Raw genomic sequence first — 14,057 nt, 5'->3', positions numbered from 1 at the left:
CTTAGGGGGATGCCTATGAAAATTAAAAATGAATCAGTAATTTTAAGTCAAAAAGCAAAAGAAAAGATTCTCGAATATATCAAAATACATGAATTGAGATCAGGTCAAAAACTTCCTTCTGAGCAAAAATTACAAGAAATGCTAGGAGTAAGCAGGTATACAGTAAGAGAAGCTTTAGCACTATTGCAACAGGAAAAATATGTAACTAAAATTCACGGTAAAGGTACATTTGTAAATAAAAAACAGATACAAATAGAAAGCGGCTTAGAAAAGCTAGAGAGTATTAGCGAAATAATTAGAAGTTTTGGAAATGAACCTGATGTAGTTTGGCTAGATATTAGTGTTAATGCTCCTACTGATGATATGATAAAGCAGTTAAAAATAACGCCTGATGTTAATGTAATTACATTTAAAAGAATAATAAATGCTTGTGACAAAGTAGCAGTATTTTGTGTAGATTCAATACCAACAAATATAATAAAAGAAATAACATATGAGGAATTAGACAATAAATCTAAATTTAGTATGTTTAATTACCTTAAAAATAACTATAATATTGAAATTGAATATGCTATAACAGAAATATTACCTACTACACCTACAAAAGAAATGCTAGACAAGCTTGATATTGATAAAAATCATATGTTTTTATTATTAAAGCAAATACATTATAACAAAGAAGGTAAGCCAATAATATATTCAGACGATTATTTTAATTCAAATATATTTAGGTTTAAAGTTAATAGGGTTAAGTAATATAAAGGGATGCTTCAGAATGCATGAATTTTGAAACATCCCTTTATATATGCTCTTTTTTAATCATGTACTTTTGCAATTATTTTTATGAAAGAACATGTCATTTTTTAATAGCTTTTCTTTATGTATAATTAAATCAAGGGAATCATACAATAAACTACATCAAATAACATAATAGTATATATATCGCGTAATTTGTAAAGGAGATTTTATTGTGTTACTACTAACCCAAAGACAAAAGGCTATATTATTAAATATTATCAATAACAATACACCTATTCTGATTAAAGATTTAGCGAAAAAGTTCAATATCAGCGCTAGAACAGTTAGATATGATCTTGAAGATATTAAATACTGGCTAAAACAAAAAAACATAAAACTTAATCAGAAAAGCAAGATAGGTATTTGGTTAGATATTGATAATAACTTGAAAGAAGAAACATTGAGTTATTTACAAGGTAGTAATAATTACTATGTATTACTTAGTAAAGATAAGAGAATTAATTATATTTTAATAGAGTTTTTTAAGACAGAAAAACCTATAACCATTGAATATCTTGCAAATTGTTTAAAAGTAAGTAAAAGCACTATAATCAAGGATTTAAAAAGCATCAAGGTATACCTAGAAAAGTATAATATAGCTTTAATAAGTAAACCAAGAATTGGTCACAGCATAAGTGGTGAAGAACAAAATATCAGAAGATTGTTAAGCGATATTTTAATAAAAGCTACCAATAACCATGACATGCTAGATTTATTAAGTACAGCATACAATAAACATCAAAACATAACCATAGATACACTTAATAATCTGTCAGTGACAATAAGTATAGTAGATATAAAAAAGGCAATTAAGAATAGTAAAAAGGAATATGATTTTTGGATGCCTGATAGTTCTTATGCATCATTAATAGTGCATTTAGCTATTGCAATGGATAGGCTTATTAAAGGTCAAAAAATTGTCTTATCTAAAAATAAAAAAGAGCTTGTTAAAAAGAATAAAGAATTTTTAATAGCGCAAAAAATAGCTGAAGAACTTTCAAAAATTTATGAAATAGTTATACCTGAGGCGGAAATAGTAAATATTACAATACATTTAATATCCGCTAATATGAGACTTAATTTTTTTAATGATGATAGTATATATAATACTGATAAAAGCTTAATAAATAGTATTAGGAGAATGATTGACTTTGCAAGAAAGAAAATGAAATTGGAAAGTAGTTCATTGACAAAATTAGAAAATGATTTATATTCTCATATTCAGTTAACATTAAAAAAACGTAGACTTGGGGTTATAGATGAAAATCCACTACTTGATCAAATTAAAATTAAATATTCAAAGCATTTTCAAATTGCTAAAGAAATGATATCTATTTTTGAGAAATATGAAAACGTAACCTTAGATGAAAGTGAAGCAGGCTATATTACACTTTATTTAGGAGCATGTTCAGAAATTTCAAAGCAAATAGAAAAAAAGAAGATTTTAGTTGTTTGCACAACTGGAAAAGGTTCAGCAAAAATATTATCATCGAGAATTAAAAATACAATATCAGATATACAAATTAAAGGTATAGTGTCTATGTTTGATATAGAGGATAATGATCAATTATTAGAAGATATTGATTTTATAATAAGTACAGTAAGTTTAAAAAGATTAAAAAGACCGGTAATTAAAGTCAGCCCACTTATTACTAATAGAGAATTAAGTAAAATAAAAAGCTTTATAACTCAAAGTAATTTTGAAAATGAAGAAAATTATGAAGAAATCAAAGATGAAAAATATATAGTAAGCTCTTTAATGAATATTTTAGATAAATATGTAGATGAATCAGATAAAAAAATTAAACTCGAACAAGAATTAAACAATTTTTTTGGATTTTTCATAGGAATGTATAATAAGAATTTTATATATAATGAAGCATTAGAGGAGTATTCACAAAAAATAGCTATGATAATAGCGGATTTAGGAGTTATGATACAGGAGATTATTGATATTAATAGTGTTAATAATTTTTCAAATGTATTGGGTATTGTAATTCATATAATAATGGCAATTCCTAGATGGGAACGTAAATCTTATAATGAAGAATTGAATATCAATAAGTATAAAGAAGATAATTTGGATATATTCAATATAGTAAAAAAGCACCTTGAAAAAATAGCAAGTAAATATAATTTGATAATACCAGATAGTGAAATAATTGCAATAATGAGATATTTAATATAGGGGATGAGTTATAGTGAAGGAAAAATTAATTATAAAAAACGCTACTATATTAGACATTGATAGTGGTTACAAATATGAGAAAAGAAACATATATATTGAGAATGGCAAAATTAAAAAAATATTAGATAAAGAAATTTTAATTGATGGAGCAAAATATTTTGATGCAGAAGGATATATAGTATCACCGGGTTTCATAGATATTCATTCGCATTTATATACAGCTACTAGCTTAGGAATAGATGCAGACACTGTAGGAATAAGTACTGGAGTAACAACTATTTTTGATGCAGGAAGCTGTGGGCCTTTAAATATCGATGATTTTTATAAAAAAAATATTATTAATAATACTACAGATACTTATGTTTTATTAAATATTGCAAAAACAGGCTTAATAAAAGAAAGATATGAGATAGCTGATTTAAATAATATTGATGAAGAATTGATTTATGAGACTGTTAAAAAATATCCTAATCTGATAAAGGGAATAAAGGCTAGAGCGAGTGCCTCAACGGTTGGAACATTGGGAATAACGCCAATAGAAATTGCTAAGAAAATAGCAATAAAAGCTGGACTGCCCCTTATGGTTCATATTGGGAACTATCCTCCAAAATTGGATGATGTTTTAAATTTGTTGGACAAGGGTGATGTTGTAACCCATACTTATCATGGTAAAGTAAATGGATTATTGAATGACTCAAAGATAATTCAAAAAGCTATAGAAGCAAAAAGTCGTGGCGTATTCTGGGATGTGGGGCATGGTACATCTAGTTTTAACTTTAATACTGCTAATAAAGCCTTTAATCAAGGTTTTTATCCTGACACAATAAGTACAGATATTTATAAACAAAACTATAAATACCCGGTAAAAAGTCTAGCAGATACTATAAATAAAATAATTTCTTTAGGGCTTAGTGTAGAAGAATGTATTACAAAAGTAACTTCAAATCCAGCTAAAGTATTCAATTTAAATAATGTTGGAGCGATAAAGATTGATTATAAAGCTGATTTGACAGTTTTTAAAATTGAAAATAAAAAACTTATATATAACGATTCTGATGGAAATGAAATTACATCGAATATGGGAATTAAGGTATTATATACAGTTAAAAATGGTGAAATTTATGAATTGCAAGGAGTGGAATATTAGATGGATTTATTCTTAAGTTTAAAGGAAAAGCTAGATATAAGTGATGATGATTTTAAAGAAATCAGCAAAAACCTATTAAGTGTTAAAGAGACAATTAATAATGAAAAAATTGAATTTGGAGAACAATTTGAAATAGGATTTTATTCACATATGATCAGTTTATTTATGAGATTAAAAAATAATGAAAAAATAGATGAAGTTGATATGAAAGTTCTAGATGAAATAGATGAAAAAGTATTAGAAATTGCAAAAAAAATAGTAGCTCCATTTTTTGATAAATATAAAACTAAGCAAAATTTATCTGAAATTATATTAGTAGCTACACACATTCAAATAGCATTTAATATGAGAGGAGGTGAAGAAAATGTCAGATAAAGTAGTTATAGCTATAGGTGATAGATTAGGAAAAGGACAAAAAATTGCAAAAGGTATTGAAGCAGCAGGCGGTAAAGCAATATTGATAGAAGGTATGGCAGCTGATATGAAACTAGGAGATGTGATGCATGAAAATAATGCAGATATAGGATTGAGTTTTTGTGGTAGTGGAGGTGCAGGTGCACTAATGGCAGCCAATAAGTATGGTTATAAGGTTAAACATCATTTGAGGAGTATAGATGCAGGGGTGACTGCATTAAAAGAAGGTGCTCAGGTTTTAGGGTTTGGATTTTTAGACAGTGAAGAACTTGGAAAAAGAATTGTTGAGGAATATCTTAAAATTCATAAGAAAGGATAATAAAACAGTGTCTGATAAGCAGTATTTACAAAGTAAAGAAGTTGAACTAATTATAGAAGGCAGTGGGAAAACAAAAAAAGATGTTTTTGCTGCTATATTCACTAAACTTAGAAAACAAATATATAGCGAGGTTCAAGGCTTAATTTTACACATGGAACCTACCAAAGTATATATATTATCAGAAGAAGTTAATAAAATTAACGAAGCTTTTTTATGGTTTTTTATGAAAAGAGAGAAAACTCAGTACAAGATAAAGGCTAAAGTAATAGTAGCTATTAAATATTTGGATTTAGCAGAGGAGGAATAATTTTGTTGATTATATTAATTAAATCATTAATTATTGGTGCTATTGGAGGATTTGCTATAGCAGCCGGTGCTGCAAGAATGTTTCATGCTCCTGAAGTTCAATCAATGGGTGCATTTAGGACGCTAGGAGAGATAAATGCATGTAAAGGAGATGCAGTGACTCACTTTTCTTTTGGTTTGGGATTTTTGTTTAATGCTGCTGCTTCTGTTGTTGCAGCAGGTGCATTAACTCAAGATGTTTTTCATCGTATAGTACCAAACTGGGCAGCAGGAACACTTTTAATGAAAGATAAAAGAGTAGAAAATACTTTACATGACCCAGCTAAAATGGGCGTAGCTGGTGCTATTGTAGGTGCTATAGTAGTTGCATTCTTGAACACTATAGCTTCAATAATACCTGAATCTACATCTATAATTGCTAAAAATATACTATCACCCGCAGCAGGGCTTATGATAAATCCTGTAATGCCTATAATTTTCTGGCTTGCAGCACTAGATGCAGGTAAAATAACAGGAATATGGGGAACTGTATTAGGTGGATTAGCTCAAATGGTTATGGGTAATGCTGTACCTGGTATTGTACTTGGTATATTAATAGGACAATCTACTGAAGAAAATGGATACTCAAAAGCAACAAAAACAATGATTGCTTTAGTTGTTATATTATTTATCGTTATTGCTTACTTTAGAGGTTTTCAAGACAAAATATTAGCATTATTCTAAAAAACTAAGAAGAAAGGTGAGAGGTTAATGAATAGATTTAGAGAGATTCTCTTAAAAGATTATACATTTCCAATTTTAGTAGCTTTAGCTTGTTCTGCTATATTTGCAGGTACTCATATGTATGTTGTTCATCATGTAGGTGCTTTTAATGAAATATTTGTAGTTAACATGTTAGACCAAGGACTTTCTGGTGGAGATTATGCAGCAGCTGCGGGATTTGCAGCAGGATTTTTAGTAGCAAGGATATTGGAAGGACCGCTTGTTGGGGTATTGGATATAGGTGGTTCTCTAATGACAGGTGTAGGTATAGGAATCCCAGCATTGTTTTTAGCATCAGGAATAACTGCTCCTGTTAATAACTATGTGCTTTCTTTATTAACAGGTCTTGGGATAGGGATTGTAATAGGTCTTGTAATTATATTAATTAGAAAGTTAATGCCTTCAGGTATAGCATCAGCAGGTACTAACATAATGATGGGAGCAGGTAATGCAACAGGAAGATACTTAGGACCATTGATAATAATATCAGCTATCAACTATAATATACCAGCAGGAGTAGGAGCATTTATTGGAGCAGCTATATTCTATAAATTAGATAAACCAATAGCAGGAGGAGCTATATTAGGAGCAATGATACTTGCAAGTTGTTTTCCAGTAGTAGCATAATAGTAACTTTTAGACTATAACAAGGCGCAAGATGTCTCCTACCTCTATAGGTGGAGGATACCGATTAGATTTAACAGTAGGTGTACATATCACACGCCTTGTTGAAACGGTGTGTTGCAATTACTATGTAATTGCTTCCGTTGTTATAAAAAAAGTCCAATTTCTGCTTTGCTGAACTTGGACTTTTTTCAAGTATATGATGAATAGGTTGAATTTTAAGGAGTGAATAACATGACTATATATGAAGAATTAGGACTTGCAAAAGTTATAAATGCAAGTGGTAAGATGACTGCATTAGGTGTGTCTACAATACATGCTGATACAGGAAAATATATGCTGGAAGCAGCAATGAGTTTTGTAAATATTGAAGCTTTAATAGATAAAGCAGGACAGGTGATATCTGAGTATACAGGTGGGGAAGACAGCTGTGTTACTTTAGGTGCTTCAGCAGGTATAGCAATATCAGTTGCTTCTATGATTTCAAAAGGTCAAATGGATATAGTTGAGAGATTACCTTTGAGTGAAGGATTAGCAAATGAGATTATAATACAAAAAGGACATTGCGTAAATTTTGGTGCGCCGGTTAATCAAATGGTTAGACTTGGTGGAGGTGTTGTAAAAGAAGTTGGTCATTCTAATAAGACTGAAGATTTTCATATTGGAAATGCTATTAATGAAAATACAGCTGCTATACTTTATATAAAATCACATCACACAGTACAAAAAGGAATGTTATCTTTAGAAAAAGTTTGTGAAATTGCAAGTGAAAAGAACATACCGGTTATTGTGGATGCAGCAGCTGAGGAAGATTTAAAAAGATATTTAGCTATAGGAGCTGACTTAGTTATTTATAGTGGAGCTAAAGCAATAGAAGGACCAACATCAGGTTTTATAACAGGAAAAAGTGAAAAAATTAAATGGTGTAAGTTGCAGTATAAAGGTATAGGTAGAGCTATGAAGGTAGGAAAAGAAAATATTATGGGATTTTTAAGAGCTTTACAAATATATCAAAATAAAGATAAAACTACTCAAGCTTTAGAAAATAAAAAAAGAATGGAAGTATTTATTAAAAATATTAACCAAATTAAAGGACTAAAAGGTTCTGTAGTCAAAGATGAAGCGGGTAGAGAAATATATAGAGCAGCAATTAAAGTAGACGAACGAGTTTTAGGAGTTAATGCAGAGTATATTATAAATGAGTTAAAGAAAGGTTCGGTACAAATATATGTTAGAGAACATTATTCCAACTTAGGAATAATAAATATTGATCCTAGACCATTACAGGATAAAGAAGAAGATATTATATACGAAAGAATAGCTGAAATTGTCAATAATATTTAATCAAATAATATGAAAACAAATTTACTAATAAGGTGGAATAATAATGAGTAAAATAAATTTTTATAAAGATAAAGTTGCTGTCAATTTATTGGCAGGTAATTTAGAAAATGCAAAAGAAGTAAGTAAAGCTCTAGATGGACATGCAATCATAGGTGTATTATCTAAAAACTTTAGAGACGTAGATAGTGCAGTTGATTATACTAATGAATTTCTAAAAGAGCTCGGAGTTGTTTCTGTTGGTTTGGGAGCAGGAGATCCAGCTCAATGGAAAATGGCATTAGAGATTGCTGGTAGGACTAATCCTGGACATGTTAATCAGGTTTTTACAACAGCTCCCTATGCGAAAGGATTTTTAATGAGCCGAGGATATTCCGATACAGTAGTAAATGCACTTATTAGCCCAACAGATGATGTGAACAAGGTTAAAATAACAACAGGACCTTATAGCTCAGTAGGCTCTAAAGGAGGTGTGGTAGACGTAGAAGCTGCTTTAAATATGCTAAAAGATACGGGAGTAGATTCAATAAAATTCTTTCATATGAAAGGTACAAAATATCTAGAAAACCTGAAGGTTGTGGCTGAAGCTAGTGTGAAGATAGGTATTCCAATTATTGAACCAACAGGAGGAATAACAGTAGATAATTTTGAACAAATCTTAAAAGTATGTATAGATGCAGGTTGTCAAAAAATAATACCTCATGTATATAGTTCAATTATAAACAAAGAAACAGGAATGACTGAGGTTTCTATGGTTAAAGAGATATTTGAAATCATAAAAAAATTAGTTTAAATGATTGACATAAAAACAAATAGAATGAGATGTCTAAAAAAACTAGAGACATCTCATTTTTTATGCAATTTTTAAAATTTAAAAATATTTCAAAAACACAATTTCACATATTTATTAGATATTTATTCTATAACTATATCTTATAATTAACTCAAGGAAACAAACAATACAAATTAGGAGGTATAAGAATGAAAAAGTTAATAATAACTGGAGCATTGATAGCAGCATTAACAGTGCCAACAATAGCCGGAGCTGCAACAGATAATCAAGCTAATGAAAAAAGAAATTTCAAAGGTGATTTCAAAGGAAAAATAGAAAGAGTTGCTAAAGGAAACATGAAAGAAATGAGAGAACTATCACAAAAATATTTTAAAGGCGAAATTACATTTGATGATTTTAAAGAAGAAGCAGCAAAATTACTGCCTGAAGATAAGAAAATAGATTTTGATAAAATGAAAGAAAGACTAGACAAAACAAAAGAAAAAATGAAAGATTTTGAAGTAAGAAAAGAGATTAATGATGAATACTTAAATGGAGATATAACAATAGATGAGTGTATAGATAAGCTTAAAGCTGCAGGTTGTGAAATAAAAGATGAAGCTAAATTAACAGAAATTCTAAAGGTAAAAAAACAGTTAAAAGATGGTGAAATAACTAAAGAAGAAGCAAAAGAATTATTGCCTAATGAGTTTAAAGGACGTTTAAACGGTAAATTAGGTACAAGAACAAAAAAAATTAAGAACATCATGAAAGGTGAAAATAGCAAGCAGATGTTTGATGCATGTAAAAAATATTTAAATGATGAAATTTCAAAAGATGAATTACAGCAGGAATTAAGTGAAATTTATTCAGATAACATAGATAAAAAAATACAAATTTTAGATTTGCAGAAACAGCTTAAGAAAGGCGAAATAACAAAAGAAGAATTTATAGAGCAAGCTAAAGAAATCAAAAATAAATAAAAAATAGTTAAACCCAGATTATTCGTATAACTTTGAATAATCTGGGTTTAATATATCCATATCTATAAAACTCAATATTATTACACTATATGAGGGCATCTCAAAATGACGAATTTTTATACTTGAAATTTATTCATTTGAGTTGTCCTTTTTTTAGCTTTTTTTCTTGATTTTATCTGTTAATTTGATATGATATCATTGATAGTAAAAATTTGAATTGTATTTTTTCTGACAGGAGGGTTTGGAATTGTTATTTATAAAAAACGGTAAATTATTCACTATGACTGAGAATGGTGTTATTGATGCAGACATTCTTGTTGAAAATGGAAAGATTAAAGAAGTAGGAAAAGATTTAGTTGTGCCGCTTAATGCAGATGTTATCGATGCAGATGGATGTTATGTTATGCCTGGATTCGTTGAAGCACATTGCCATATAGGATTAGAAGAAGATGGTATAGGTTTTGAAGGTGATGACGTAAATGAAATGACTGATCCTGTGACACCTCACTTGAGAGCTATTGATTGTATAAACCCAATTGATAGATGCTTTGACGAAGCAGTGCAAGGTGGAGTTACATGTGTGTGTACAGGTCCTGGAAGTGGAAATGTAATAGGTGGACAGTTTGCAATAATAAAAACTCATGGTAGAAGAATTGATGATATGGTTGTTAAGGCACCTGCTGCTATGAAGATAGCTTTTGGAGAAAATCCAAAAAGAGTATACCATGATCAAAAGAAATCACCAATGACTAGAATGGCAACAGCTGCTATATTAAGAGAAGCATTATTTAAAGCAAAAAAATACGTTAACAAGCAAGAAGCTGCTAAAAATGGTATTGATAAAGAACCTGAATTTGATATGAAAATGGAAGCATTAGCTAAGGTTATTAGAAAAGAAATACCACTTAAGGCTCATGCACATAGAGCAGATGATATTTTTACAGCTCTTAGAATAGCAAAAGAATTTGATGTAAATATAACTTTAGATCACTGTACTGAAGGTCATCTTATAGCAGATTATTTGGCAGAGGAAGGTAGATATGCTATAGCTGGACCTAGTTTAGGACATAGAACAAAATTTGAATTAAAAAATCAAAGCTTTGAAACACCCGCTGTATTAAATAAAGCAGGAGTTAAGTTTTCAATAACAACAGATTCTCCAGTTATACCACTTCAATTTTTACCATTATGTGCAGGACTTGCAGTAAAAGCAGGTCTAGATGAAATGGAAGCATTAAAGGCTATTACAATAAATCCTGCTACGATATTAGGTATAGACGACAAAGTGGGTAGCTTAGAAGTTGGAAAAGACGCTGATATATTAGTATGTAAAGGAAATCCTATAAAAGACATTAACTATAAAACTATTGCTACTATTATTGATGGGGAAGTTGTTTATAGGGGATAAATAGGTAATAACGTTACATAAATAAAGAGTGAAGTTTAAACTTCACTCTTTATCTTTTTATGTTTAATTTTTTTCTGTATCAATAAAATATCCAAATCCAAATGTACCATCACCGCAGTGACTGGCAATAGTACAGCCTATATCGTATTCATGGAAAATTTCTACTTTGCTTGCTTCTTTGAGTGTTTGTTTTAATTCTTCTCTTTGTTTATTACTACCATATATTGAGGCTATATGTATTTCAGAAAATAGTATACGATTAATATCCTTTAATAGTTCACTTACCATATATTTAACTGCCTTTTTTTTACCCCTAACTTTTTTAAAAACTTGAAGTCCGTTAGGTGACATTTGAATAATAGGCTTTATTCCCAATAATGAACCTACAGTATATTCTAATCCGCTGCACCTACCGCCTTTATACAGATAATCAAGCTTGTTCATAATGAAAAACAGCTTGTAGTTTGGAGCAATTTTATTTAGATAAGAAACTATATCATTTATATGCATATTTTGTTTTTTTAAACGATAAGCTATACGAACTAATGCTCCTAAACCTCCACACAGGTTAAGGGAATCAACAATATAAACAGAGCCTTGCGGAAGCATAGAAGCTGCAATATGTGCATTAGCAATAGTTGATGATAGCTTTGAACATAAGCCAATATATAAAACTGGTATATTGTTATTTATGTAAGGTAGAAAGCTTTCGTAAAAATTGTTTGGTGATGGTGATGCAGTAGTAGGAAGTATCCCAGTGTTATTTACAGTTGTCAACAACTCTTTTGTATTAATTTCTGCTTTATCTTTGTATGATGTATTATCAAATGTAACGGTTAATGGTATTATTCCTATGTCCATTTGTTCTATATCGGATTGAGACAGATCACAAGTGCTGTCTGAAAAAATCTTAAGATTTGTCATGTTGTCCCTCCATGTAATTTTCTGATTATTGAACAAAAAAGATTTAAAACAAGGCAAAAGATGTCTCCCAACCTTTATAGGTGTCAGGTATCGACTATATTTAACGGGCGGTATACAGATTTTATGCCTTGTTGAAACGGTGTATTGCAATTGCTTATAATCTAAAACATTACTTATTAAACTCCCCTGCTTTTTTAAAGGCTTGCTTTGACAATATTACCGCAAAAACTTCATTAATAACTGCTGCAGCTGCAATTGTACCTTGAACTATAACAGCAGAGTCAGGGGACGTAGATTTTAAGGATGATACTGCAATGCCTGTCAATACAAGTGATACACCAGAATGAGGTAGCAAGGTAAATCCTAAATATTTCTTTACTGTTGTAGGAGCATTGACAATATGTGCACCAAATGCTGAGCCTCCTATTTTGCCTGCTGCTCTTGAAAGAATGTAAACAGCGGTATAAACTCCTGCACCTAAAATTAAATGGTAATCTAACGGTGCTCCTAGATTTAATATCATTACGACAAAGCAAAAACCTAAAATAGGTTTTACATTATCCATTATTTCTTGTAACCGTTCTTCGCTAACTATATTAGAAAATGTCCCAGAAAAAGCCATACCTACAAGCATAAAGTTTAAGATTGGAGCAGGCATTACCTTATAATTCATAAACAGAGTGATAGACGAAGCGACTAGTATGGAAATACCAATAATCAAAAGTGTGATATTTCTTGGATTTTTTTTCTTTAGCATCATACCTGTGGTAAATCCTACTGTAATACCTATGCCTACAGGAATAAGCACAATCAAAAATATAATATAAGACGGAAGGTCTACAGAGGCTGTCTCTTTAAAGGTAAAAGCCATAACAGATAAAAATACAATAATGGCTATAATATCATCAAGAGCCGCCATTGGAATAAGTGTTTTTGTAACAGGACCATCTGTTTTATATTCATTAACTATTGATAGTGCTGGTGCAGGTGCTGTTGCAAGGGCAATTCCTCCAAAGATCAAACCAAGAGTAATAGGTATATTCATATACCAGAATATAAGTGCAAAAACAGCACTAACAACAAAAAAAGTACCCAATGATTGAGTTAAAGTAATGATAAAAATCTGTTTGCCCAGTTTTTTTATTTTATTCCAAACGAGTTCTGTACCAATCATAAGCCCCATAGAGCATTCAAATATATTAAGTGTGACCTTGTACCATTGTTGATCAAGAATACTTTGACTTAAAAGACCTACAGCGTGAGGGCCCATAATCATTCCAGTTATCAGCCAGCCCAATATTGCCGGCATTTTTATTTTCATCATTAGTTTTCCTGCGAGTATTGCAGTGAAAACCACTAAAGTCAATCTAATTATGTCAGTAATTATCATAGCGTTTCCTCCTGCTTAGCGATACCGTAAAGCATCATATCAAAAATTTTATATATTGTATTTTCGTGCAACTTTACAAGTTGCTCCGAGTTGGTAAGGTTTATTTGCTGTCTGCCAAAATATTCACCAAAAAATTCTTCAAAAGCGATGAAATAATCCATAGCCTCCTGCGGAGTCACATTTTGGCGTAGAGTTATCTTTTCAAATATGCTTTTTGCAAACATATGATTTACTTCAATTAATTTTTTATGAAGCTCCTTTATTTGTGATTTTAAATGAATAGGGGGTTGAAGTACCGCACTCATAAAAATTTGCTTAAACTCTTTTTTTTCTTCAAAAAACTTATTGCGTGCTTGAAAATAGCTTTTTATACTTTCTTCCGTATCTGCATCTAAAACAATATTATTTTTCAAACAATTTGCCAGTTTGTCAAAGCATTCCTTAACACAAATAAGAAAAAGTTCATCTTTTCCATCATAATAATGATATATTAATCCTTTTGAAATGCCATGTTGACTGCAAATGTTATTAAGCGTTGCAGAATTATAATTTTTTGTTCCGAATTCTACAAGTGCAGCTTGTAATATTCTATTTCTGCTTTTTTCATTTTTCAATTTCTGCTTCAAAATACATTCCTCCTAAAAAAACAAACTAGTTAGTCTGTTTTATAGTTTAACATAA

Annotated in this window: 15 protein-coding genes; 12 read left to right on the top strand and 3 right to left on the bottom strand. The window is 30.2% G+C overall.

Going from position 1 to position 14,057, the window contains the following annotated elements; genetic code table 11:
• Positions 1-15 precede the first annotated feature (15 nt).
• The 12 genes from AYC61_RS17565 to AYC61_RS17510 all read left to right on the top strand — a co-directional run bounded on the left by AYC61_RS17565 (position 16) and on the right by AYC61_RS17510 (position 11,062).
• Positions 16-756: a GntR family transcriptional regulator gene (locus tag AYC61_RS17565; protein WP_202906868.1), complete on the top strand. Its 741-nt coding sequence runs from the start codon at positions 16-18 to the stop codon at positions 754-756.
• 214 nt (positions 757-970) lie between these two features.
• A complete protein-coding gene (locus AYC61_RS17560) occupies positions 971-2,986 on the top strand; it encodes a BglG family transcription antiterminator (RefSeq protein ID WP_066505825.1) in 2,016 nt (671 codons plus the stop codon).
• Between the two features lie 13 nt (positions 2,987-2,999).
• Positions 3,000-4,133, top strand: a complete 1,134-nt coding sequence (locus AYC61_RS17555) for an amidohydrolase/deacetylase family metallohydrolase (RefSeq protein WP_066505823.1) — start codon at positions 3,000-3,002, stop codon at positions 4,131-4,133.
• Positions 4,134-4,508: a PRD domain-containing protein gene (locus AYC61_RS17550; protein ID WP_066505821.1), complete on the top strand. Its 375-nt coding sequence runs from the start codon at positions 4,134-4,136 to the stop codon at positions 4,506-4,508.
• Positions 4,498-4,866: an SFCGS family glycine-rich protein gene (locus tag AYC61_RS17545; RefSeq protein ID WP_066505819.1), complete on the top strand. Its 369-nt coding sequence runs from the start codon at positions 4,498-4,500 to the stop codon at positions 4,864-4,866. The genes AYC61_RS17550 and AYC61_RS17545 overlap by 11 nt, the downstream gene beginning before the upstream one ends.
• 7 nt (positions 4,867-4,873) lie before the next feature.
• The gene (locus AYC61_RS17540; protein WP_066505817.1) at positions 4,874-5,173 is read left to right on the top strand and encodes a DUF4312 family protein; all 300 of its coding nucleotides are present in this window, start codon (positions 4,874-4,876) and stop codon (positions 5,171-5,173) included.
• 2 nt (positions 5,174-5,175) lie between these two features.
• The gene (locus tag AYC61_RS17535; protein ID WP_066505815.1) at positions 5,176-5,895 is read left to right on the top strand and encodes a DUF4311 domain-containing protein; all 720 of its coding nucleotides are present in this window, start codon (positions 5,176-5,178) and stop codon (positions 5,893-5,895) included.
• 27 nt (positions 5,896-5,922) lie between these two features.
• Positions 5,923-6,561 carry a DUF4310 family protein gene (locus tag AYC61_RS17530; RefSeq protein ID WP_066505814.1) on the top strand — a complete coding sequence of 213 codons (639 nt, stop codon included), beginning with the start codon at positions 5,923-5,925 and terminating at the stop codon, positions 6,559-6,561.
• Between the two features lie 231 nt (positions 6,562-6,792).
• Complete coding sequence (locus AYC61_RS17525) at positions 6,793-7,902, top strand: DgaE family pyridoxal phosphate-dependent ammonia lyase (RefSeq protein WP_066505812.1); 1,110 nt, start codon at positions 6,793-6,795, stop codon at positions 7,900-7,902.
• A 43-nt stretch (positions 7,903-7,945) separates the two neighbouring features.
• On the top strand, positions 7,946-8,692 hold the full coding sequence (dagF, locus tag AYC61_RS17520) for a 2-dehydro-3-deoxy-phosphogluconate aldolase (protein ID WP_156456518.1): 747 nt from the start codon (positions 7,946-7,948) through the stop codon (positions 8,690-8,692).
• A 188-nt stretch (positions 8,693-8,880) separates the two neighbouring features.
• A complete protein-coding gene (locus AYC61_RS17515; RefSeq protein WP_066505805.1) occupies positions 8,881-9,654 on the top strand; it encodes a hypothetical protein in 774 nt (257 codons plus the stop codon).
• A gap of 247 nt (positions 9,655-9,901) precedes the next feature.
• On the top strand, positions 9,902-11,062 hold the full coding sequence (locus AYC61_RS17510) for an amidohydrolase (RefSeq protein WP_156456517.1): 1,161 nt from the start codon (positions 9,902-9,904) through the stop codon (positions 11,060-11,062).
• A 63-nt stretch (positions 11,063-11,125) separates the two neighbouring features.
• On the opposite strand, the gene AYC61_RS17505 is transcribed toward AYC61_RS17510, so the two are convergent.
• The 3 genes from AYC61_RS17505 to AYC61_RS17495 all read right to left on the bottom strand — a co-directional run bounded on the left by AYC61_RS17505 (position 11,126) and on the right by AYC61_RS17495 (position 14,002).
• Complete coding sequence (locus AYC61_RS17505) at positions 11,126-11,986, bottom strand: DegV family protein (RefSeq protein WP_066505802.1); 861 nt, start codon at positions 11,984-11,986, stop codon at positions 11,126-11,128.
• A gap of 169 nt (positions 11,987-12,155) precedes the next feature.
• On the bottom strand, positions 12,156-13,373 hold the full coding sequence (locus AYC61_RS17500) for a cation:proton antiporter (protein ID WP_156456523.1): 1,218 nt from the start codon (positions 13,371-13,373) through the stop codon (positions 12,156-12,158).
• Positions 13,373-14,002 (bottom strand): TetR/AcrR family transcriptional regulator, encoded by a 630-nt coding sequence (locus AYC61_RS17495; RefSeq protein WP_066505796.1) that lies wholly within the window; start codon positions 14,000-14,002, stop codon positions 13,373-13,375. The genes AYC61_RS17500 and AYC61_RS17495 overlap by 1 nt, the downstream gene beginning before the upstream one ends.
• Positions 14,003-14,057 lie beyond the last annotated feature (55 nt).

This window comes from Abyssisolibacter fermentans, assembly GCF_001559865.1.
GTDB classification, from domain to species: domain Bacteria; phylum Bacillota; class Clostridia; order Tissierellales; family MCWD3; genus Abyssisolibacter; species Abyssisolibacter fermentans.
The sequence above is the reverse complement of the archived record's forward strand: the minus strand, read 5'-3'. Positions and strand labels throughout refer to the sequence as shown.